The following is a 23207-nucleotide window of genomic DNA, read 5'->3' as shown; positions in this document are numbered from 1 at the left end:
GTCGAACAAGATGAAGAATAGGGGGCGTGCTGATGGCCATTGGCACACCGTCGCCCCGCAGTTTAGAGGAAGAGTCCGGGGGCCGGGCGACTTCCTTCGGGGAATCTGACGCCGACTTTGCCGATCTTGTTCCCGTCCATCACGGCGACTGTCCAAATGGTGTTGTTCCACTCCACCTGGTCGCCGACGATGGGGGCGCCACCGACCTTTTGCGTGATGAACTGGCCCAGGGGCATATCCGGATCGATACCGTCGAGCTTGAGCCCGTACAGCGCCGACACCGCGCCCAGTTGCGCGTCGCCTTCGAGCACGAAGTCGCCGAAGAAGCGCAGGTCCAGGCCCCGTTGCGGCGCCTGGCTGAACAGTTTGCCGAGGGCGGCGAGGTTGTGTTCATGGCCGATCACGCACAGCAGGTCGTCGGCCTCCAACACCGTACTACCCGACGGATGGAGCAGTTGCTGGCCGCGAAACAGTGCGGCGATGCGCGTGCCTTCGGGCATTTTCAGCTCGCGCAGGGCGGCGCCGATGCACCACTTTTCGGCGCCCAGGCGGTAGACGAACAGCTCCCACTCGCTGGTGACGTGCACTTCCAGGGCGGCCCGGGAAATCGGCGCGGGCTCGGGCGGTACCGTCACTTTCAAAAGCTTGGCCACCCACGGCAGGCTGGTGCCCTGCACCAGCAACGACACCAGCACGATAAAGAACGCCAGGTTGAAATACAGCTGGGCGTGGGGCAGGCCGGCCATCAGCGGGAACACCGCAAGAATGATCGGTACCGCGCCGCGCAGGCCGACCCAGGCGATAAATACTTTTTCGCGGCCGTGGAAGGCCTTGAACGGCAGCAGGCCAACCGCCACTGACAGCGGCCGGGCAAACAGGATCATCCACAGCGCCAGGCCCAGGGCCGGCAGGGCGATGGGCAGCAGGTCATGGGGCGTGACCAGCAGGCCCAGTACCAGGAACATACCGATCTGCGCCAGCCAGGCCATGCCGTCGAGCATATGCAAGATGCCGTGGCGGCTGCGCACCGGACGGTTGCCGATCACCAGGCCGCACAGGTACACGGCGAGGAAGCCGCTGCCGTGCAGGGCGTTGGTCAGGGCGAAGACGAACAGGCCGCCGGCGATCACCAGGATCGGATACAGGCCGTTGGCCAGGTTGATCCGGTTGACCAGTTGCAGCATCAGCCAGCCGCCGCCCAGGCCGATAATGCCGCCGATGCCGAATTCGCGGATCAGGTGGGTCAACAGGCTCCAGTGCAGGCCGGTCTGGCCGCTGGCGAGCATGTCGATCAGGGTTACGGTGAGGAACACCGCCATTGGGTCGTTGCTGCCGGATTCGATTTCCAGGCTGGCGCTGACCCGTTCGTTCAGGCCTTTGCCGCCCAGCAGCGAGAACACGGCGGCGGCATCGGTGGAGCCGACGATGGCTCCGATCAGCAGGCCCTGGATGATATTGAGGTCAAACAGCCAGGCCGCCGCCATACCGGTGAGGCCGGTGGTTATCAACACCCCCACGGTCGCCAGCGACAGGGCTGGCCACAGTGCCACGCGAAAACTCGCGACCCGTGTGCGCAAGCCGCCATCGAGCAGGATCACTGCCAATGCCAGGTTGCCCACCAGGTACGCGGTCGGGTAGTTATCGAAAATGATCCCGCCGCCATCGACGCCGGCGATCATGCCCACGGCCAGGATGATCACCAGGATCGGGATGCCCAGGCGGGACGAAAGAGAACTCACCAGAATGCTCGCACTTACCAGCAACGCGCCGATCAAGAACAGGCTGTTGATGGTCGTCGCATTCAAAGGCAGTACTCCGGAAATAAGGCGAGGCGCAGTCTGACCATGCAGTCTGCGTGCCAGCGATTCTAACCTGTTGAATTGCTGCGCTGTCAAAAAGCTTTTGTAGGAGCAGGCAAGCCAGCTCCTACAGGGGGTGACTGTATTTCAGAGGCGGAAACGCCCCACCATCCCATTCAAATCCACTGCCAGGCGCGACAACTCGCTGCTGGCCGCACTGGTCTGGCTGGCGCCTGTGGCCGATTGCACCGACAAGTCGCGGATGTTCACCAGGTTGCGGTCCACTTCCCGCGCGACTTGCGCCTGCTCTTCGGCGGCGCTGGCGATCACCAGGTTGCGCTCGTTGATCTCGATGATCGCGCTATTGATGGTATCCAGGGACATCCCTGCGCCTTTGGCGATATTGAGTGTGGATTCGGCGCGCTCGGTGCTGTTGCGCATCGAGTCCACCGCCTGTTCGGTACCGGCCTGGATACTGCCGATCATCCGTTCGATCTCACTGGTCGATTGCTGGGTGCGATGGGCCAGGGCCCGCACTTCATCGGCCACTACCGCAAAACCACGCCCGGCTTCCCCGGCACGCGCGGCCTCGATGGCAGCGTTCAGGGCCAGCAGGTTGGTCTGGTCGGCCAGGCCGCGAATCACGTCGAGCACCTTGCCGATATCCCGCGACTCTTCTGCCAAGGCGCCGATCAGCGTGGCGGTGCCCTGCACATCGCCGCTCATGCGCTCGATGGCGCTGACGGTTTCCTGCACCAGGTCGCGACCATCACCCGCCGAGGCCGTGGCGTTTTTCGAGGCTTCGGAGGTGCTGACCGCATTGCGCGCGACTTCTTCAACGGCGCTGGTCATCTCGTTGACGGCGGTGGCCGCCTGTTCGATCTCGTTGTTCTGTTGGGTCAGGCCACGGGCGCTTTCGTCGGTGACGGCGTTAAGCTCTTCGGCAGCGGAGGCCAGTTGGGTGGCCGAACCAGAAATGCGCTGCAGGGTGTCGCGCAATTTCTCCTGCATTTTATTCATTGCGCGCAACAGGCGGCCGGCTTCGTCATCGCCATCGACCTTGATCGACTGGGTCAGGTTGCCCTCGGCAATGTGCTCGGCGGCGTCCAGGGCTTGGGCGATGGGCAGGGTGATGCTGCGGGTCAGCAGCCAGGCAAACAGCACGGTCAGTGCGGTGGCCAGCACCAGCAGGGCCACCACCAGGTCAAAGGCCGAGTCATATTGATCGGCAGCCTTTTGGTTGGTGGCATTGGCCATGCTGTTGTTGAGGTCCAGCAGGCGCGTGAGGGCCGCGTTGATCTGCTCGGAGTTGCTCAGCAATTGCGTGTTGAGCAGGGTGCGCAGTTCTTCTATCTGGTTGCTGCGCGACAGGCTCTTCATCCGCTCTTCAATCTGGTGGTACTGGCCCAGCAGGCGTACGTACTCCTCGTAGGCCGAGCGTTCCTCACGGCTTTCGATCAGCTTTTCATAAGTGCCCTGGGCCGTACGAATCTGCTGGTTGCGCAGTTCAAAGGCTTCCAGGGTCTTCTGTTGTACGTCTGGCTCGCGGTTGGTCAGCAGGCGATAAGACAGCACGCGCAGGCGCAGGGTCAGTTGGGTAAAGTCCTCGAGGGCGCGAATACTCGGCACGCTGCTCTGGGTGATGTCTTCGGCGGCCCCACGGATCTTGCTCATCTGGTTCAGCGCAAAAATACCGAGAAACAACATCAGCGCGCCAATGCACGCGAAGCCGAGAAACGCGCGCGGCGCGATATTCATATTACGAAGAGACATGAGTGGTCCTGGGAGAGGCGCGATCCGTGCGGCTTTGAGGCGGGGTAAGCATGACCTATCGGACATGCGACCAAAGTCTTGAGGGGCTGTGCGCTTTTGTCGCACCCGGCACGGATTGGCAGGGATTCAGGAACCAGATGGCGTAAATGCAGTCACTAAGGCTCCACAGCGTGGCCTGACCCGTGAAATCAGGGCTGCGCGCCAGGATAACCCTGGCTTCCACGGTGAATTTTCTTTATCGTCACCGCCCTTTGAAAAAGCCCGAGAATTCAAAATGTTAGAAACATCCCTCAGCCAACTGGAACAACTGGTCAGTGACCTGGTGCAGCAGAATCAAGCATTGCTGGGTACCAACGAATCCCTCAAGGCGGAACTGGCCCGCGCCAAGGATGAGAACGACAGCCTGCAACTGAACCTGATGGAACAGGAAGAAAAGCAGGGCGCCACCGCCGCCCGTATCCAGGCGTTGGTTGAGCGTGTGAGCGCAGGTCCTGTGAGCGCATGAGTGAAGGGATAAAGGTCGTTTCGATTCTCGGTGAGGATTACTCGATCAAGGCACCGGACGGGGAAGACAACACCCTGCTCAAAGCCGTGACCATGCTCAAGGCGTCATTGGCCACCACCAAGCAGAAGTACCCGACCCTGATCGGCGACAAACTGCTGGTGCTGGCGGCGCTGAATCTATGTGCCGAACAGATCGACATGCAGCAGCGTCACCAGCAGGAACTCGACCGTTACCAAGAGCAAGTCAGCGCCACGGTCGATGTGATTTCCAAGGCCATCGGCCAGCCCTGATCAGAACCATTCATCCTGCATGGTCAGGCACGTATCGTCCCGTGCCTGCAGGATCGACAGTTCATGATGGCAGCCCGGTACCTCCCAGGTCAGGAAGTACCGGGCCGCTTGCAGCTTGCCCTTATAGAAGGCCACATCCGCTGCATTGCCTTTGGCCAAGCCTTCTTCGGCGCGGATCGCCTGTTCCAGCCAGCGCCAGCCAATCACCGTATGCCCAAATACTTTCAGGTACAGCGCCGAGTTCGCCAGGCTGCTGTTGACCTTGCCCTGGGCGAGATCCGTCAACAGCCCCAGGGTCACGCTTTGCAGGCTCGCCACCAACTGTTCCAGCGGCTCGCGCATGGCCGTGAGTGACGGGTATTCCTGGGCCCGTGCGCCGGTCTCGGCGATCAAGCGAACCAGCTGCTTCAAACCCGCGCCGCCGTTTTGCGCGAGCTTGCGCCCCAGCAGGTCCAGGGACTGGATGCCGTGGGTGCCCTCGTGGATCGGGTTCAGGCGGTTGTCGCGGTAGTACTGCTCTACCGGGTATTCACGGGTGTAGCCGTGGCCGCCGAGAATCTGGATCGCCAGTTCATTGGCCTTCAGGCAGAACTCCGAGGGCCAGGACTTGACGATCGGGGTCAGCAGGTCGAGCAGTTCATGGGCCTGCTTGCGTCCGGCTTCACTGTCCAGGGTGGTGGTGTCATCGAACAACCGTGCCGCGTACAGGCCCAGGTCGAAGGCACCTTCCACATAGGCTTTTTGCGTGAGCAGCATGCGCTTGATATCGGCGTGCTGGATGATCGACACCGGTGCGGTGTTCGGGTCCTTGCTGTCGGGCAGGCGACCTTGCGGGCGTTCCCGGGCGTACTCCAGGGAATACAGGTAACCGGCGTAGCCCAGCATCACCGCGCCCATGCCGACGCCAATCCGCGCCTCGTTCATCATCTGGAACATGCAAGCCAGGCCCTGGTGTGGCTTGCCCACCAGATAGCCGACACACTCGCCGTTATCGCCGAAGTTCAACGCCGTGGAGGTGGTGCCGCGCCAGCCCATCTTGTGGAACAACCCGGCCAGCAACACATCGTTGCGCGGGCCCAGGCTGCCGTCATCGTTGACCAGGAACTTGGGCACGATAAACAGCGAAATGCCCTTCACCCCGGCCGGTGCATCCGGCAGTTTGGCCAAGACCATATGCACGATGTTTTCCGACAGCGGATGATCGCCGCCGGAGATAAAGATCTTGTTGCCCTTGAGCCGGTACGTGCCATCCGCCGCCGGCTCGGCGCGGGTGCGGATATCCGACAGCGACGAACCGGCATGGGGTTCGGTCAAGGCCATGGTGCCAAAGAACCGGCCTTCGATCATCGGTTGCAGAAAGCGTTGCTTCTGCTCCTCGGTGCCAAAACTCTCGATTAGATTGGCCGCGCCCATGGTCAGGAACGGGTAGGAGGTAGAGGCCGCATTGGCTGACTGAAAGTGCGCAAAGCAGGCCTGGGACAGCAGCGTCGGCAGTTGCATGCCACCGGCTTCGAAACTGCGGGCCGCGTTGAGAAAGCCTGCTTCGAGGAAGGCGTCGACTGCGGGTTTCACTTCCGGGATCAGGATCGCCTGGCCGTCTTCGTAGCGCGGTTCGTTCTCGTCACCCTTGCGGTTGTGAGGGGCGAAGTACTTTTCGGCGATGCTGCGCGCAGTGCCGATGGCGGCGTCGAAGGTTTCGCGATTATGTTCGGCAAACCGCTCGCGCTGGGTCAGGCCCTCGGCATCGAGGACTTCATACAGCTCGAAAGCCAGATTGCGGGAACTGAGGAGCGTCTCGGACATGGCGGCTTACCTATGTGGGAATAGGCCGCAGTCTAAGTGCGCGAATAGAGGCGCGATAGCAAGATTGATCTGGGTGATGGAGCAGCAAAACACAACGTAAAGGTCTGACGCGGTCAATGTAGGAGCTGGCTTGCCTGCGATGGCGGAGTGTCAACCAAGCAAATAGTGCCTGGCCCACCGCCATCGCAGGCAAGCCAGCTCCTACATTTATCCGGTTTCGACAGATGCAATGCAGTGGGGCACCCATTGCAGGTGCCCCACTTTGGCAGTGATCAGCCGATCGTCATCAAGCTCGCGTTACCGCCAGCCGCAGCGGTGTTGACGCTCAACGCGCGCTCGATCACCAAACGCTCCAGCGCAATGTTGGTTTCGCCCGAAGACAGGCCATTGACCCCGACAATCGCGCCGCTGCGCTGGGCCACTTGCTGGCACACTCCACGCAGTTGGTCGGAATCGCCATGGTGCAGAACCGCATCGAAGATCACTTCGTCCTTGGTCCAGTCGGCCACACGCTGGATCTTCGCCTGAACTTCCTTCGGCAACCGTGGGAACAGCGCCTTGGTCAGGTCAGATTCCGGCCACACCGCCGAGCTACCCACAGCCAGTACGGCCGCCAGTTGCGCCAGCAAATCGCCTTCCACTTCTGCCAGGCACAGTACGTGCTCGCGGGGCAGGATGGCGTAGCTGTTGCGTTCGCCAGTCGGGCCGGCCAGCAGGCGGGTGACACCGCTTTGCGATTGCGCGGCAAACTGGCTGCACAGCACGCTCAGGTCGCTGAACTTATTGCTTTCGGCCCAGGTTTTCAGGGCGGTCAACGGTTGGCTCATGGCGTCACGCAGGCGTACATCCGGCGCGGCAAGTGCGTCACCACGTACGAAGGATTGCTCGATCGCATCGGTAGGACGGGTCGACAGCAGGCGGTACAGATACAGCGGGCCACCGGCTTTCGGACCGGTGCCCGACAAGCCTTCGCCGCCGAATGGCTGCACGCCGACCACGGCACCGACGATGTTACGGTTGACGTAGACGTTACCGGCATGGACGTTGTCGATCACCTTGGCGATGGTCTCGTCGATACGGGTGTGCACGCCCAGGGTCAGGCCGTAGCCCGAGGCATTGATCTGGCCGATCAACTGGTCGATTTCCTTGCGCTTGTAGCGCACCACGTGCAGTACCGGGCCGAAGATCTCCCGTTGCAGCTCGTCGAAGCTTTCCAGCTCGATCAGGGTTGGCATCACGAAGGTGCCGCGCTTGATTTCTTCGCTGTCGGCAATCGCCACCTGGTACACGGTGCGGCCTTTGTCACGCATGGCCTGGATGTGTTTCTCGATACCAGCCTTGGCTTCGGCGTCGATCACCGGGCCGATATCCACGGACAGGCGCTCCGGGTTCCCCAGGCGGCATTCCGCCATGGCACCCTTGAGCATTTCGATGACGCGGTCTGCCGAATCTTCCTGCAGGCACAGTACACGCAGGGCCGAGCAACGCTGGCCGGCACTGTCGAAGGCCGAGGAGACAACGTCGATCACCACTTGCTCGGTCAGGGCCGAGGAGTCGACGATCATCGCGTTCTGGCCACCGGTCTCGGCGATCAGCGGGATCGGGCGCCCCTGGGCATCCAGGCGACCGGCGACGTTACGCTGCAGCAGGCGCGCCACTTCAGTGGAGCCGGTGAACATCACGCCTTTGACGCGATCATCACCCACCAGGCGGGCACCAACACTTTCGCCCTGGCCCGGCAGCAGTTGCAGCACGCCTTGCGGAATACCGGCTTCCAGTAGCAGACGCACGGCTTGCGCGGCGACCAGCGGGGTTTGTTCGGCCGGCTTGGCCAGGACCGGGTTACCGGCGGCCAGTGCAGCGGCGACTTGGCCGCTGAAGATTGCCAGCGGGAAGTTCCACGGGCTGATGCACACCACTGGGCCCAGTGGGCGGTGGGCGTCGTTGGTGAAGTCGTTACGCGCCTGCACGGCGTAGTAACGCAGGAAGTCCACGGCTTCACGCACTTCGGCGATGGCGTTGGCGAAGGTCTTGCCGGCTTCACGGGCCAGCAGGCCCATCAGTGGCTGGATCTCGCCTTCCATCAAGTCCGCGGCACGTTCCAGGATCGCGGCGCGTTCGGCCGGTGGAGTGGCCTGCCAGATCGGAGCGGCATTGAGGGCGCACTGGATCGCATTGTCGACGTCTTCGACGGTGGCTTCCTGGACATGGCCGACCACATCACGCAGGTCGGAGGGGTTCAGCACCGGCGCAGCGGGTTCATTGCTGGAGGCGCAACCGAGCATCGGCGCGGCTTTCCAGTTGTTGTGCGCGGTGGCCAGCAAGGCGCAGGACAGCGACGCCAGGCGGTGTTCGTTGGCCAGGTCGATACCGGCCGAGTTGGCACGCTCGCTGCCATACAGGTCACGCGGCAGCGGGATACGCGGGTGCGGCAGGCCGAAGCCGCCTTCCAGCGTCGCCATCTGCTCGATGCTGGCCACTGGATCGGCCACCAGCTCCTGGATCGAGATGGATTGGTCGGCGATACGGTTGACGAACGAAGTGTTGGCGCCGTTTTCCAGCAGGCGACGCACCAGGTAGGCCAGCAGTGTTTCGTGGGTACCGACCGGAGCGTACACGCGGCACGGACGGTTCAGCTTGCCTTCGGAGACCTTGCCTACAACCTGTTCGTACAGCGGTTCACCCATGCCGTGCAGGCACTGGAACTCGTACTGGCCGGGGTAATAGTTCTGGCCGGCAATATGGTAGATGGCCGACAGGGTATGGGCGTTGTGCGTGGCGAACTGCGGGTAGATGACTTCCGGTACCGACAGCAGCTTACGTGCGCAGGCAATGTAGGAAACGTCGGTGTACACCTTGCGGGTGTAGACCGGGTAGCCTTCCAGGCCTTCGACCTGGGCGCGCTTGATTTCGCTGTCCCAGTACGCGCCTTTTACCAGGCGGATCATCAGGCGGTGACGGCTGCGGCGCGCCAGGTCGATCACGTAGTCGATCACGTACGGGCAGCGCTTCTGGTACGCCTGGATCACGAAACCGATGCCGTTCCAACCGGTCAGTTGCGGCTCGAAGCACAGGCGCTCGAGCAGGTCCAGGGACAGTTCCAGGCGGTCGGCTTCTTCGGCATCGATGTTCAGGCCGATGTCGTATTGCTTGGCCAGCAGGGTCAAAGACAGCAGGCGCGGGTACAGCTCCTCCATCACGCGCTCGTACTGGGCGCGGCTGTAGCGAGGGTGCAGGGCCGACAGCTTGATGGAAATGCCCGGGCCTTCATAAATCCCACGGCCATGGGAGGCTTTGCCGATGGAGTGAATAGCTTGTTCGTACGAGGCCAGGTATTTCTGGGCGTCGTGTTCGGTGAGTGCGGCTTCACCGAGCATGTCGTAGGAATAGCGGAAGCCCTTGGCTTCGAACTTGCTGGCGTTGGCCAGGGCTTCGGCGATGGTTTCGCCGGTGACGAACTGCTCGCCCATCAGGCGCATGGCCATGTCGACGCCCTTGCGGATCATCGGCTCGCCGCTCTTGCCGATGATGCGGCTCAGGGATGAGGTCAGGCCGGCCTCGTTATGGGTGGCGACCAGTTTGCCGGTCAGCAGCAGCCCCCAGGTGGCCGCGTTGACGAACAGCGACGGGCTGTTGCCCAGGTGCGGATGCCAGTTGCCGGTGCTGATCTTGTCGCGGATCAGTGCGTCACGGGTGCCCTTGTCGGGGATACGCAGCAGGGCTTCGGCCAGGCACATCAGTGCCACGCCTTCCTGGGACGACAGGGAGAATTCCTGCAACAGGCCCTGGACGATACCGGCACGGCCGCCGGCGCTCTTCTGGTTGCGCAGTTTTTCGGCAATCGAGGCGGCCAGCTTGTTGGTGGCTTCGGCCATCTGGGCCGGCAGGCGTGCCTGCTCGATCAGCATCGGTACCACTTCCGGCTCGGGGCGACGGTAAGCAGCAGTGATCGAGGCGCGCAGCACCGATTGCGGCAGGATGCTCTCGGCAAATTCGAGGAAGCACTGGTGGGCGTGGTCGTTCTGCACCTCACCGGCGTCGTCTGCGTCCTTGATGCCCGAACCGTTGAGCTCGGTCAGGGTTGCACCACCCTCGAGTTTCTCCAGGTAATTGAAAATTGCCTGCTTGATCAGCCAGTGCGGCGTGCGATCAATGGAGGTCGCGGCGGCCTTCAGGCGTTCGCGGGTCGGGTCATCGAGTTTGACCCCAAGGGTGGTCGTAGCCATATTTTTATCCTCATGGGTGCCACTACTGCGTGGCATCAGCTGGCGGCAAGATTAGCTTTGCGCAGTACGAGGTGCAACCGGGTGCAACCCATTTTCTTCACGAAATCCGCGCTGCTCGTCAGAATTCATTTTCACTCGACGGAATCGGCTTGGTATTGGTGCATTTACTTCTGGATTTGGCTGTTCTTGCTCCGAAAAGGAGCAAAAACCCGCCGTTTGCCGAAAATCATCCCTGGGTGCAACTTATTCTCACGAAACTGGTTGCACCTTATTTGCTTTGTTGAATAGCATTCGCGCCCAAGGTGCAACCAACTGCAAGGTTCGGTTCATCGGCTGATGGCTTTCCTGGGGAAACGTCAGTCATAAATGCGCGGCATGCAGTTTCGTCTACAAGCTACTCTCTTGTAGGTGGGCTGACAGACCGCCGCTACATAAAAACAAAGCCAGGGCGTAACTCAATGAGCGTAAGTAATCCAACCCTGATCACATTTGTGATCTACATCGCGGCAATGGTGTTGATTGGTCTGATGGCCTATCGCTCCACCAATAACCTTTCCGATTACATCCTCGGTGGTCGCAGCCTCGGCAGCGTCGTCACCGCACTCTCGGCTGGCGCCTCGGATATGAGCGGCTGGTTGTTGATGGGCCTGCCAGGTGCCATCTACATGTCGGGCCTGTCGGAAAGCTGGATCGCCATCGGCCTGATCGTCGGTGCTTACCTGAACTGGTTGTTTGTGGCCGGTCGCCTGCGCGTGCAGACCGAACACAACGGCGACGCCCTGACCCTGCCGGATTACTTCTCCAGCCGCTTTGAAGACAAAAGCGGCCTGCTGCGGATTATCTCGGCAGTAGTGATCCTGGTGTTCTTCACCATCTACTGTGCGTCCGGCATTGTTGCGGGTGCCCGTCTGTTCGAAAGCACCTTCGGCATGTCCTACGGGACGGCGCTGTGGGCCGGTGCTGCGGCGACGATTGCCTACACCTTCATCGGTGGTTTCCTGGCAGTAAGCTGGACAGATACCGTACAAGCCACGCTGATGATCTTCGCCTTGATCCTCACGCCAATCATCGTGCTGCTGGCCACCGGCGGCGTCGATACCACGTTCCTGGCTATTGAAGCGAACGATCCAACCAACTTCGACATGCTGAAAAACACCACCTTCATCGGCATCATCTCGCTGATGGGCTGGGGCCTGGGCTACTTCGGCCAGCCACACATCCTCGCGCGTTTCATGGCGGCGGATTCGGTCAAGTCGATTGCCAATGCACGTCGTATCTCCATGACCTGGATGATCCTGTGCCTGGCCGGTACCGTGGCTGTAGGCTTCTTCGGTATTGCCTACTTCTCGGCACACCCTGAAGTTGCAGGTCCTGTGACCGAAAACCCTGAGCGTGTGTTCATCGAACTGGCCAAGCTGTTGTTCAACCCATGGATCGCTGGCGTGCTGCTGTCGGCCATTCTGGCTGCCGTGATGAGCACCCTGAGCTGCCAGTTGCTGGTGTGCTCCAGTGCCCTGACCGAAGACTTCTACAAGGCTTTCCTGCGCAAGGGCGCTTCCCAGCTTGAATTGGTATGGGTAGGTCGCATCATGGTGCTGGTGGTTGCGCTGATCGCTATCGCGATGGCCGCCAACCCGGAAAACCGTGTACTGGGCCTGGTGAGCTACGCCTGGGCCGGCTTCGGCGCCGCGTTCGGCCCTGTGGTCCTGATCTCGGTACTGTGGAAAGGCATGACCCGTAACGGCGCACTGGCCGGTATCCTGGTCGGCGCGATCACCGTGATCGTGTGGAAACACTTCGAGTTGCTGGGTCTGTACGAAATCATCCCAGGCTTTATCTTCGCCAGCCTGGCGATCTACTTCGTGAGCAAGATGGGTGCCCCGACTGCCGGTATGGTCGAGCGCTTCACCGCTGCCGAGAAAGACTACAACCTCAACAAATGAGGCGTTCATCCAGGCCTTGATGGCCCGCTGAACTGAAAAAGGCCCGCATCCCTGGATGTCGGGCCTTTTTTTTGGTGCGACGGTGACGGTTGCCTTGTAGGGAAATACTGAATTGCCTGCAGCCAGCGCCGCTCGGCAAATGGCTGGTGCAGAATCCCAGGCCCTCCACTTGCAGAGAAACACCGGATGTTCGCTCCTGCCAATCAAAGTGCGTTTAGCCTGACCGTCGACGGCCGGTCCAGTGATCTCAAGGTCCTGGCATTCAAGGGCGAGGAGGCGATCAGCCAGCCCTATTGTTTTGATATTGAACTGGTCAGCGAACAGCCGGACCTGGATCTGGAAGACCTGCTGCACCGCCAGGCCTTTCTCGCCTTCGATACGCTGGGCCATGGTATTCACGGGCAAATCCAGGGCGTTGCGCAAGGTGACTCGGGGCAGCGCCTGACCCGCTATCAAGTGAGCCTGGTGCCGCAACTGGCGTACCTGCAGCACAGTGCCCACCAACGTATTTTCCAGCACAAGACCGTGCCGCAGATCGTCAGCCTGGTGCTTGAAGGGCAGGGCATCCAGCGCGATGCCTTTGAATGGCGCCTGGGTACGGACTACCCCGAACGTGAATACTGCGTGCAGTTCGATGAGACCGATCTGGCGTTTATCCAGCGCCTGTGTGCCGAACTGGGGATTCACTATCACTTTCAGCATTCGCCGGACGGCCACCTGCTGGTGTTCGGTGATGACCAGACGGTGTTTGCCCAGGCGGATCAGCCGACAGGCTATGCACCGGGCTCAGGGATGGTTGCGGCGGTGCCGGTGATCAAACGTTTCAACGTGCGCCTGGAGGCGCGGACCACCGGGGTCAACCTGCGCGACTATGACTTTCGCAAGCCGCGCCTGGTGCTGGAAAGCGCCGCCCTGGGCGAGCAACTGCCAACGCTGGAGGCCCAGGGCTATCCCGGGCATTTCACCGACCGTGGGCAGGGCAAGCATCTGGCGCAGCGGGCGTTGGAGCGTTACCGCAGCGATCAGCGCCAGGCCCGGGGTGAGGGCGACCAGGCGGCGTTGGTCAGCGGGCAGTTCCTCAAGCTGGCCGATCATCCGCGTCAGCAATGGAATGGCCTGTGGCTGTTGACGCGGGTGATCCATCAGGGCAGGCAGCCGCAAGTGCTGGAGGAATCCGTGGGCGTGGTGGACGAGCAGGGTTACCGCAACGAGTTTTTCGCCACGCCCTGGGACGTGCCGTTTCGCCCGCCGCTGCCTGAGGCCAGGGCCCCGCTTGCCGGATATCAGAACGCCGTGGTCACGGGGCCCGCGGACAGCGAAATCCATTGCGACGAGTTCGGCCGGGTCAAGGTGCAACTGGCCTGGGATCGCCACGGCCAATCCGGCGAACATTCCAGTTGCTGGCTGCGGGTCGCCAGCGCCTGGGCCCATGAGCATTACGGCAGCGTGACGATCCCGCGGGTGGGCATGGAAGTGCTGGTGGGCTTCGTCAACGGTGATATCGACATGCCGCTGGTGGTGGGTTGCCTGGCCAACGGCGCGACGCCGGTGCCCCTCGACTTGCCCGCGGACAAGACCCGCAGCATCTTCCGCAGCCAGAGCAGCCCGGGAGGTGGCGGCTATAACGAGCTGCGCATCGAAGACCGCAAGGGCGCCGAGCAGATCTACCTGCGTGCCCAGCGCGACTGGACCCAGCACGTGCTCCATGATTTGCGCGTGCAGGTGGATCACCAGCGCCATGTGCAGGTGCGCGGCGAGTCGCACCACGAATTGCACGGCCAGGAGCAGCGGATTACCCACGGCAACCGGCTGACGGAATTGAAGCAGGACGATCATCTGGTGATCGCGGGGCAGCAGCAGGTGCACGTCGCACGTTATGCGCTGCAGGCGGGCGAGCAGATCAGCCTTGGCGCGGGCCAGCAAATGGTGGTCGATGGCGGTGCCAGCCTGACACTGCAGGCCGGGGGGCAATGGATCACCCTGTCGGCGGCAGGGATTTTCAGTAGCACGCCGATCCAACTGGGTGGTGCGCCGGCGGCGGCCGTGGCGCCATCAGCGTTGCGCCCGGGCGTGCAGGAAACCCTGCAGGCGGCGTTGAGTGCCGCGCAGGTGTTCAGCCTCAAGCGCAGTGCGCCGTTCTGCGAGGAATGTGAGCGCTGCAAGAATGGTGTCTGTGATACCCCGCAGCATCGCGTTGGAGGCTTGCGATGATGACCCCGCGTGAATGGCTGGCCCAGGAGCCGCTGCAGGACGGCGAGCAGGTGTTTGTCATCCTGGCCAGCACCAGCGAGTGCCAGCCGGTCGCGGCCTGGCGCCAGGCGGATGGCGGGCCGCTGAGCCCGGTGTGGGCCGGCAGCGAGTATGGCGCCTGGGGTGAGGTGATGCCCTATGTGGCGTTGGTCAGCGACAGCAGTGGGTTTCTCGATTGGGTGGCGCGGTGCACTGCTACCGATTGGGGCTGGCTGGGTGTTTCCTCCAGCCCGTTGCCCACAGTGGTTGACCATCTCGCTAGCCTGACCAAGGTGCGCTTGCCCGAGGGGCAGGAGGTGTTCTTTCGTTTCTGGGATGGCGGCTATCTGCTGCCGATCCTGCAAGCGCTGGGGCCTGGGGCGGGGGAGGTGATTCCCGTATTTCGACGCTACTGGATCAATGGGCAGCTTCAGCACGTGCCGGGCATGGTGGTGGGGGCGGCGAAGAAAAGTCCCTGGTGGAATGTGCCGGCCACCCTACTCAAGCAGCTTGGCGAGCAGTCCAGCGTGACTCTGGTGGACAACCTGCTGCAATGGCTGGCCCAAGAGCACCCCGACCTGCACGACGCCTTCGCACCCGCGACCTTGAAGCACAAGGTCGCGTACTTTGTGCGCCAGCCCTACGCCGGGGACCAGGCATTGGTTGCCTACCTGGCCGGCGAGCGGGGTTGAATCAGGCGTTCAGGGATTGCTGCAAGTCATCGAGCAGGTCTTCAATCGCCTCGATGCCTACCGACAGGCGGATCATCTCCGGACGCACACCGGCCTTGGCTTGCTCTTGTGTATTCATCTGCCGGTGAGTGGTGGAGGCCGGATGGCAGGCCAGGGATTTGGCATCGCCGATATTCACCAGGCGCTTGAAGATTTGCAGCGCATCGTAGAAGCGCACCCCGGCTTCATAGCCGCCTTTGAGGCCAAAGGAGAGGATCGCCGAGGGTTTGCCCTGCATGTACTTTTGCGCCAGGTGATGGTGCGGGTGATCCGCCAGGCCGGCGTAGCTGACCCATTCCACCTGTTCGTGGGCCTGCAGGAACTGCGCGACTTTCAGCGCGTTCTCGGTGTGGCGCTCCATGCGCAGGGCCAGGGTTTCCAGGCCCTGCAGCAGCAGGAAGGCGTTCATCGGCGCCAGGGCGGCGCCGGTGTTGCGCAGCGGCACGGTGCGGGCCCGGGCAATAAAGGCCGCCGGGCCGAACTTTTCGGTGTAGACCACGCCATGGTAGGCCGGCTCCGGCTGGTTGAGGCCAGGGAATTTCTGCGGGTAGTCGGTCCAGGGGAAGGTGCCGCTGTCGACAATAACCCCGCCCAGGGAGTTGCCATGACCGCCGACATATTTGGTCAGGGAATGCACGACGATGTCTGCGCCAAACTGGATCGGCTTGCACAGGATCGGCGTGGCGACGGTGTTATCCACCATCAGCGGTACGCCGCGGGCGTGGGCAGCGTCGGCCAGGGCCTGCAGGTCGACGATATTGCCGGCCGGGTTGCCGATGCTCTCGCAGTACACCAGCTTGGTGTTTTCGTCGATCAGTTCGGCGATGGCTTGGGCCGAGTCATCGCGGGCAAAGCGCACGTCGACGCCGAAGCTGGGCAGCAGGTGGGCGAACAGGGTGTAAGTGCCGCCGTACAACTGGGGGGTGGAGACGATATTGTCGCCGGCGCGGGTCAGGGCCTGGATGGCATAGTGGATTGCCGCGCTGCCTGCCGACACGGCCAGGGCCGCGATCCCGCCTTCCAGCGCCGCCATGCGCTGTTCCAGCACGTCATTGGTGGGGTTCATGATCCGCGTGTAGATATTGCCCGGCACGTCGAGGTTGAACAGGTCGGCGCCGTGCTGGGCGTTATCGAACTCGAAAGCGACGTTCTGGTAGATCGGTACGGCGACGGCCTTGGTGGTCGGGTCCGATTTGAAACCATGGTGCAGGGCGAGGGTGGCGTCTTTCATGGTGCTGTTTGACCTCCTTGGATTGCATGGGCAGCCCGGATAACGGGGGAGCTGGCTTGCCGGCGATAGCATCACCGCAGCGTATGGGTAATACCCCGTAGCCTGCATCGCGGGCAAGCCCGCTCCAACATAACCGGCTAGAACGTTTTCGGTGTTGCCCCTACGTTTGCGGCATAAGCACCGCCTGGCATGCAGCCCTGCACCTTTGCCCGCGTAAAAGGTAAACTTCGCCCCCTGCGCAGGAGCAACCATGAATTATCGTCACGCCTTTCACGCCGGCAACCACGCCGATGTCTTCAAACACCTGACCTTGACCCGCCTCATCGCCCTGATGTCGCGCAAGGAGCAGCCGTTTGCCTATCTCGACACCCACGCCGGGATCGGTCTGTACGACCTGCAGGGCGACCAGGCCAACCGCACTGGTGAATACCTGGAAGGCATCGCCCGCCTGTGGGGCGAGGCGGACCTGCCGGCGCTGACCGCTGACTACATGCAGGTGCTGCACGAGATGAACCCGGATGGCCAATTGCGCTATTACCCAGGTTCGCCAGAACTGGCGCGGCGCCTGACCCGGCCGCAAGACCGCGTGCTGCTTAACGAAAAACACCCGGAAGACGGCGTGCTGCTCAAGGACAACATGAAGGGCGACCGCCGCGTGAAGGTCCATCTGGGCGAAGGTTGGCATGTGCCACGGGCCTTGCTGCCGGTGCCGGAAAAGCGTGCCTTGATGTTGATCGACCCGCCTTTCGAAAAACTCGATGAGATGCAGCGCTGCGCCGCCTCCCTCAAGGAAGCCGTGGGCCGCATGCGCCAGACGGTCGCCGCGATCTGGTACCCGGTGAAGGACCAGCGCATGCTGCGCCGCTTCTATCAGGACCTGGCTGGCACCGGCGCGCCAAAGCTGCTGCGCGTGGAATTGCTGGTGCATCCGCTGGACACCCCCAACACCCTGACCGGCTCGGGCCTGGCGATTGCCAACCCACCGTGGGGCCTTGAGGAGGAGTTGCGTGAGCTGCTGCCGTGGCTGTCGAAGAAACTGGGACAGACCCAGGGTGGGTGGCAGATGGATTGGCTGATCGCCGAATAACGGCATCAAGTCGGTCACAGAACAAATGTGGGAGCGGGCTTGCTCGCGAAAGCGGTGTATCAGTCGCCCTATTCTCTGACTGACACACCGCATTCGCGAGCAAGCCCGCTCCCACATTTTTAGATCGGGCAGGTCACGCCAGTCCCGCCAATCCCGCAGTAACCCTGCGGATTCTTCGCCAGGTACTGCTGGTGATAGGCCTCGGCGAAGTACACCGTCGGCGCCTGGTCGATTTCAGTGGTGATTTCCCCCAGGCCGGCCTTGGTCAGTTCTTCCTGATAAGCCTGTGCACTGGCCTTGGCCGCGTCCAGTTGCTCAGGGGTGGTGGCGTAGATCACCGAGCGATACTGGCTGCCAATATCATTGCCCTGGCGCATGCCCTGGGTCGGGTTGTGCAACTCCCAGAACATCTTCAACAGGTCTTCGTATTTGAGTTTGGCCTGGTCATACACCACCAGCACCACTTCGCTATGGCCGGTCAGGCCCGAGCAGACTTCTTCATAGGTCGGGTTGGGCGTGAAGCCGCCGGCGTAGCCGACCACCGTGCTGACCACACCATCGCGTTGCCAGAACTTGCGTTCGGCACCCCAGAAACACCCCAGGCCAAAGATCGCAAAACCCACATCGTCCATGAACGGGCCCAGCAGCGGGTTGCCGTTGACGAAGTGCGTCTCGGGCAGGTTCATCGGGGTTTCACGACCAGGCAGGGCTTGTTCGGCAGTCGGCAGCACGTTTTTATTCACCAGGATTTCCGAGCGCAAGACCATGATCAGTCCTCTCGTCAGGTTGAGTTAACAGTTCAGACCACCAGTGTGCCCGAGTGTTACAGCGCTGTCAGGCGATTGGCCCACGTGGATAGCGTTTGAGCTTGTCCAGCAACTCGGAGCCGGGGATTGGCCGGTCGAACAGGTAGCCCTGGCCGACGTCGCATCGATGGCGGCGCAGGAACGCCAGCTGCTCGGCGGTCTCGATGCCTTCGGCGACCACCTTGAGCTTGAGGTTGTGCGCCATGGCGATCACCGCCGAGGTGATTTCCATGTCGTCCTGGTTGTCCGGGATTTCATGGATAAAGCTGCGGTCGATCTTGATGATGTCGATGGGGAATTTCTTCAGGTAACTCAGGGATGAGTAACCGGTGCCGAAATCATCCATGGCCAGGGTCAGGCCGAAGCTCTTCAACTGGTCCAGTTGCAGGCGCGTATCTTCGGTGGCCTCCAGCAGCAGGCCTTCGGTCAGCTCCAGCTCCAGCAGATTGGCCGGCAGTTGTTCTTCCTTGAGGATGCTGGCGATGGAGGCCACCAAGTCCGGGTCGGAAAACTGCTTGGGCGACAGGTTGATCGCCACCTGCAGGTTGCCCATGCCGGCGGCGCTCAACTGCTTGCTCATGCGGCAGGCCTGGCGCGCGATCCATTTACCGATGGGGATGATCAGCCCTGTCTCTTCCGCGACGCTGATGAACTGGTCCGGACGGATCATGCCCTTTTCCGGGTGGTTCCAGCGCAGCAGCGCTTCCATGCCCAGCAAGCGACCGCTGCGCAGGCACAGCTTGGGCTGGTAGAACACGTCCAGCTCGTTCTGGGTCAGGGCGCGGCGCAGGTTGTTTTCGACGAACAGTTTGTAGCTGGCCTCGGCATTCAGCGCCTCGGTAAACACCTGTACCTGGTGCTTGCCGTTGGCCTTGGCCTTGTGCAGCGCCAGGCCGGCGTTGCGCATCAAGGTCTGCGGGTCGCGGCCATGCAGCGGCGCGCAGGCCAGACCCACGGAGCCGGTGACACTGATCAACTGGTTGTCGACGAACATCGGTTTGTCGAGGGTCATCAACAGCTGGGAGGCCATTTGCTGGCCGACCTCAAGGTCGGCGTTATCCAGCAGCACTGCAAATTCGTTACTGGCAAAGCGCGCCAGGCTGCCGCCGGCATTGAGGCTGTTGCGCAGGCGCCGGGCCAGGCTGATCAGCAGCTTGTCGCCGGTCTGGTGGCCGAGGCTGTCATTGATCCGCTTGAAGTTGTCGATGTCCACCAGCAGCAGGCTGATAGGCGCGTCGCTGTCACGGGCAAAGCGCTCATCGAGGTTGCGGATAAACGCCGGACGGTTGCCCAAGTTGGTCAGGTTGTCGGTGTAGGCCAGGCGCTCGATACGCTGCTGGGCGAGCTTGGTCTGGGTGATGTCTTCGTAGATGCCGATGTAGTGGGTCAGTTCGCGGTTGTCGCCATAGACCTTGGAAATCGACAGCTGGCCCCAGTAAGGTTCGAGGTTTTTGCGCCGGCTCTTGAATTCGCCCTGCCAACTGTTGCTCTTGGCCAGGCTGGAAGGGGCGTCGAACAACAGTTCGCTGAGGTTTTCCAGGGCCGGCAACTGGGCCAGGCGATGGCCGTGGACTTCCTCGGTGCTGTACTGGGTGATCGCGGTGAAGCTGGGGTTGACGTATTCCACCACGCCGTCGCAATTGACCAGCAGGAAGGCATTGGCACTTTGCTCCACCGCGCGCTGGAACAGGTGCAGGGCACTGGTGGCGGTGCGACGATTGTGGTTGTTGATGACCTGGGCGAACTGGTCGGCCAACTCGCCGGCAAAAGCGATCTCATCGGACAGCCAATCCCGGGTGCCAGTGCTTTGCTCCAGGCAGAGCACGCCCACGACCTGACCATCGACACGGATACTGGCGTCGAGCATTGCATGGATGTCCATGGGCCGCAGGCTTTCGACCATTTCCCGGGTGCGCGGGTCGCGCATTGCATTGCTGGCGTCGATGGCGCGGCTGCTGTGCAGGGCTTCGAGGTAGTCCGGGAAGCCACTGGCATCGATCGGTGCCGGCATATGGTGCTGTTGGTCGGCGCGATGAAACGCAGAGATCGGCACCAGTTGCTGGCCTTCGAGGTTCCAGATGCTGGCGCAGTCGATCTGGTAGATATCACAGGCGCTGCGGGTGATCAGTTCGGCGGCTTCTTGCAGGGAGTTGGTGGTGCTGTAGCGCTGGCGGGCCAGCAGCAGGATCAGTTCCTGCTGGGCGCGCACCCGCTCCAGGTGTTGCAACTGCTCCTGTTGCGCGCGCTGGTTGAGCTCCAGGGCGATCTGCAGGCGGCTGTTCTGGTCTTCCAGGTCGGCGGCGGGCATCGGTGCCAGGTTGCTGAACAAGCCGTCTACCACCATCAGGTAGCCGCGCAGCAAGTGACGATTGTGTTGCTTGTAGGCCTCGCCCACCTCCAGCAGGCTCAGCGGGCCGTCGTTGGTGTGCAGGGTGTAGCGCACCAGGTAATGGGGGCTGGCGGTCAGTTGCTGCTGGATCGCATCATGCAACTGGTAGCGTGCCTGGGGTTCCATCAGGCTGGCGTAGGGGGCGCCGAGCAGCGAGCACAGCTCTACTGCGGGCAAGCCGAATTGGCGTTCACAATTGGGATCGAGGTACAGCAGCGCCCAGCTAGCCTCATTAAGCCGTTCGAAACGCAGCATACCGAGGCGCGAAGGCACCGGTAATTGCGTCACGACCTCGGCCGCCGTTCGGGCGACATCGGGTTGGCTTTTCATGGGGGAACTCGCTTGGAAAAATGCGCATCGCGCCGGGCTATCGCCCTCTTTACTGCTGTCTGCGGCAAGGTTGCATCATGCAGCGCGGACTGACAAGAGAGGATGAAGGCTAAGTGCTATAAGTGGGTTATCGGCCGCGCAGCTGTTTTCTACAGTCGCAATGATGGACGGTTATCCTGCATGCCCTTTGTAGGAGCGAGCTTGCTCGCGAAAATCGTTAACGATAACGCGCCTGACCTGAATGAGCGTGGCGTCCTTGAGTTCTTCGCGAGCAAGCTCGCTCCTACACAAGGGCATGGGCAATTTGGGTGGGCAAAAAAAGCCCCGCCAAATTGGCGGGGTTGAGGTACGAGCGTGGCGCTCGGAAATCGTGCAGCCAGCCTCCCCCGATGAAGGGGGAGGCTGCTGCGGGTTACAGCAGGATGGTGCGGATATCGTTCAGCAACTGGCTCAGGCGCTGGGTGAAGCGTGCAGCGGCCGCGCCATTGATCACACGGTGATCGTAGGACAGCGACAGTGGCAGCATCAGCTTCGGCTGGAAGGCCTTGCCGTCCCACACAGGCTGGATAGTGGCCTTGGAAACACCGAGGATCGCCACTTCCGGCGCGTTGACGATTGGCGTGAAGCCAGTGCCGCCAATGTGCCCGAGGCTGGAGATGGTGAAGCAGGCGCCTTGCATGTCGTCCGGAGTCAGCTTCTTGTCGCGGGCCTTGGCAGCCAGTGCCGCGGCTTCGCCAGCAAGTTGCAGCAGGCTCTTCTGGTCGACGTTCTTGATGACCGGTACCAGCAGGCCATCCGGGGTGTCGACCGCAAAGCCGATGTGCACGTACTTCTTGCGAATGATCGCTTTGCCGCTTGGTGCCAGCGAACTGTTGAAGTCCGGCAGTTCCTTGAGCAGGTGCGCACAGGCCTTGAGCAGCAGTGGCAGTACGGTCAGTTTCACGCCGGCCTTCTCGGCCACGGCTTTCTGCGCAACGCGGAAAGCTTCCAGGTCGGTGATGTCGGCCTGGTCGAACTGAGTCACGTGCGGAATGTTCAGCCAGCTGGCGTGCAGACCGGCCGCGCCGATTTGCATCAGGCGGGTCATCGGCACTTCTTCGATTTCACCGAAGCGGCTGAAGTCCACGGTGCGGATCGGCGGAATGCCCGAGCCACCGGTGGCAGCGCCGGCAGCCGGAGCTTCCTTGGCTTTTTGCATCATGGATTTGACGTAGACCTGCACGTCTTCCTTGAGCACGCGACCGTGTGGGCCGGTAGGGCTGACAGCGCTCAACTCGACACCGAATTCACGGGCCAGTTGACGCACGGCAGGGCCTGCATGAGCCTTGGCACCACTTGGCGCAGGGGCAGCAGCCGGGGCCGGAGCGGCCTCGGCTTTTGCCGCAGGAGCCGGGGCGGCGGCAGGTGCAGCTTCAGCCTTGGCGGCCGGAGCAGCAGCGGCTGGTGCAGGGGCTGCAGCAGGAGCTGCGCCGCCCGCGACTTTCAGCTTGAGGATGAAGTCGCCAGTGCCGACTTCGTCTTCCAGCTTGACCGCGATGCTTTCCACCACGCCGGCAGCCGGCGAAGGGATTTCCATGGAGGCCTTGTCGGACTCCAGGGTGATCAGCGACTGGTCGGCTTCGACGGTGTCGCCGACCTTGACCAGCAGCTCGATGATCTTGGCCTTGCCCGACGAACCGATGTCCGGGACGTGAATGTCCTGAACGGTGGCCGCTGCCGGTGCAGCAGCCGGGGCCGCTGGGGCCTCGGCTGCAGCAGCGGGCTTTTCAGCCGGCGCAGGGTCAGCAGCTGCAGCAGGTGCCGCCGCCGGGGCCGCGTCAGCGGCTCCTTCGATTTCCAGCTCCAGCAGTTCGTCGCCTTCTTTCAGGCGGTCGCCCAGCTTCACTTTCAGGCTCTTGACCACACCGGCCTTGGGAGCAGGGATTTCCATGCTCGCCTTGTCCGACTCCAGGGTCAGGATGCTCTGGTCGGCTTCGACTTTGTCGCCGACCTTCACAAACAGTTCAATTACTTCACCTTCACCGCTGCCGATGTCAGGTACGCGAATGAGCTCGCTCACAGATAG

15 protein-coding genes and 1 pseudogene are annotated in these 23207 nt (G+C 62.0%); 7 read left to right on the top strand and 9 right to left on the bottom strand.

Going from position 1 to position 23207, the window contains the following annotated elements:
- Positions 1-62: 62 nt before the first annotated feature.
- From FIV38_RS04960 to FIV38_RS30840, 3 genes and pseudogenes are all read right to left on the bottom strand, one after another.
- A complete protein-coding gene (locus tag FIV38_RS04960; protein WP_029299228.1) occupies positions 63-1805 on the bottom strand; it encodes a potassium/proton antiporter in 1743 nt (580 codons plus the stop codon).
- Positions 1806-1946: 141 nt separating this feature from the next.
- Entirely contained in the window at positions 1947-2810 is an 864-nt protein-coding gene (locus tag FIV38_RS30845) for a methyl-accepting chemotaxis protein (RefSeq protein WP_413469502.1), read from the bottom strand.
- Positions 2802-3557 (bottom strand): annotated as a pseudogene (locus tag FIV38_RS30840) (MCP four helix bundle domain-containing protein); the annotation flags it as partial. The pseudogene FIV38_RS30840 and the gene FIV38_RS30845, both read right to left, overlap by 9 nt.
- Positions 3558-3846: 289 nt before the next feature.
- Here FIV38_RS30840 and FIV38_RS04950 point away from each other — a divergent pair.
- Together FIV38_RS04950 and FIV38_RS04945 are read left to right on the top strand one after the other, a co-directional pair.
- Positions 3847-4077, top strand: a complete 231-nt coding sequence (locus tag FIV38_RS04950) for a hypothetical protein (protein ID WP_029299225.1) — start codon at positions 3847-3849, stop codon at positions 4075-4077.
- Positions 4074-4367, top strand: a complete 294-nt coding sequence (locus FIV38_RS04945) for a cell division protein ZapA (protein WP_029299223.1) — start codon at positions 4074-4076, stop codon at positions 4365-4367. The genes FIV38_RS04950 and FIV38_RS04945 overlap by 4 nt, the downstream gene beginning before the upstream one ends.
- On the opposite strand, the gene FIV38_RS04940 is transcribed toward FIV38_RS04945, so the two are convergent.
- Both FIV38_RS04940 and putA read right to left on the bottom strand, forming a co-directional pair.
- Positions 4368-6170, bottom strand: coding sequence for an acyl-CoA dehydrogenase (locus FIV38_RS04940; protein WP_029299221.1), 1803 nt, complete (start codon positions 6168-6170; stop codon positions 4368-4370).
- A 272-nt stretch (positions 6171-6442) separates the two neighbouring features.
- Positions 6443-10396, bottom strand: coding sequence for a trifunctional transcriptional regulator/proline dehydrogenase/L-glutamate gamma-semialdehyde dehydrogenase (gene putA / locus FIV38_RS04935; protein ID WP_092232965.1), 3954 nt, complete (start codon positions 10394-10396; stop codon positions 6443-6445).
- A gap of 29 nt (positions 10397-10425) precedes the next feature.
- Between putA and FIV38_RS04930 the strand changes: the two genes are divergently transcribed.
- The 4 genes from FIV38_RS04930 (at position 10426) to FIV38_RS04915 (ending at position 15260) form a co-directional block, all read left to right on the top strand.
- On the top strand, positions 10426-10680 hold the full coding sequence (locus FIV38_RS04930) for a hypothetical protein (RefSeq protein ID WP_071610064.1): 255 nt from the start codon (positions 10426-10428) through the stop codon (positions 10678-10680).
- A gap of 174 nt (positions 10681-10854) precedes the next feature.
- The gene (gene putP / locus FIV38_RS04925) at positions 10855-12339 is read left to right on the top strand and encodes a sodium/proline symporter PutP (RefSeq protein WP_029299217.1); all 1485 of its coding nucleotides are present in this window, start codon (positions 10855-10857) and stop codon (positions 12337-12339) included.
- Positions 12340-12525: 186 nt separating this feature from the next.
- On the top strand, positions 12526-14550 hold the full coding sequence (locus FIV38_RS04920; protein WP_092232968.1) for a type VI secretion system Vgr family protein: 2025 nt from the start codon (positions 12526-12528) through the stop codon (positions 14548-14550).
- Positions 14547-15260 carry a DUF4123 domain-containing protein gene (locus FIV38_RS04915; protein ID WP_092232972.1) on the top strand — a complete coding sequence of 238 codons (714 nt, stop codon included), beginning with the start codon at positions 14547-14549 and terminating at the stop codon, positions 15258-15260. Before FIV38_RS04920 ends, FIV38_RS04915 begins: the two co-directional genes overlap by 4 nt.
- A 1-nt stretch (position 15261) precedes the next feature.
- Here the strand turns inward: FIV38_RS04915 and FIV38_RS04910 are convergent, their stop codons facing one another.
- Positions 15262-16530 carry an O-acetylhomoserine aminocarboxypropyltransferase/cysteine synthase family protein gene (locus FIV38_RS04910; protein WP_029299210.1) on the bottom strand — a complete coding sequence of 423 codons (1269 nt, stop codon included), beginning with the start codon at positions 16528-16530 and terminating at the stop codon, positions 15262-15264.
- A 250-nt stretch (positions 16531-16780) separates the two neighbouring features.
- Between FIV38_RS04910 and FIV38_RS04905 the strand changes: the two genes are divergently transcribed.
- Entirely contained in the window at positions 16781-17617 is an 837-nt protein-coding gene (locus FIV38_RS04905) for a 23S rRNA (adenine(2030)-N(6))-methyltransferase RlmJ (protein WP_070996495.1), read from the top strand.
- Between the two features lie 119 nt (positions 17618-17736).
- On the opposite strand, the gene msrA is transcribed toward FIV38_RS04905, so the two are convergent.
- From msrA to aceF, 3 genes are all read right to left on the bottom strand, one after another.
- Positions 17737-18384 (bottom strand): peptide-methionine (S)-S-oxide reductase MsrA, encoded by a 648-nt coding sequence (msrA, locus tag FIV38_RS04900; protein ID WP_029299207.1) that lies wholly within the window; start codon positions 18382-18384, stop codon positions 17737-17739.
- Between the two features lie 67 nt (positions 18385-18451).
- Positions 18452-21142 (bottom strand): putative bifunctional diguanylate cyclase/phosphodiesterase, encoded by a 2691-nt coding sequence (locus FIV38_RS04895; RefSeq protein ID WP_029299205.1) that lies wholly within the window; start codon positions 21140-21142, stop codon positions 18452-18454.
- Positions 21143-21554: 412 nt separating this feature from the next.
- On the bottom strand, positions 21555-23201 hold the full coding sequence (gene aceF, locus FIV38_RS04890; protein ID WP_092232975.1) for a dihydrolipoyllysine-residue acetyltransferase: 1647 nt from the start codon (positions 23199-23201) through the stop codon (positions 21555-21557).
- Positions 23202-23207: the final 6 nt, after the last annotated feature.

The sequence above is a fragment of the Pseudomonas proteolytica genome, assembly GCF_007858275.1.
GTDB classification, from domain to species: Bacteria; Pseudomonadota; Gammaproteobacteria; order Pseudomonadales; family Pseudomonadaceae; genus Aquipseudomonas; species Aquipseudomonas proteolytica.
The sequence above is the reverse complement of the archived record's forward strand: the minus strand, read 5'-3'. Positions and strand labels throughout refer to the sequence as shown.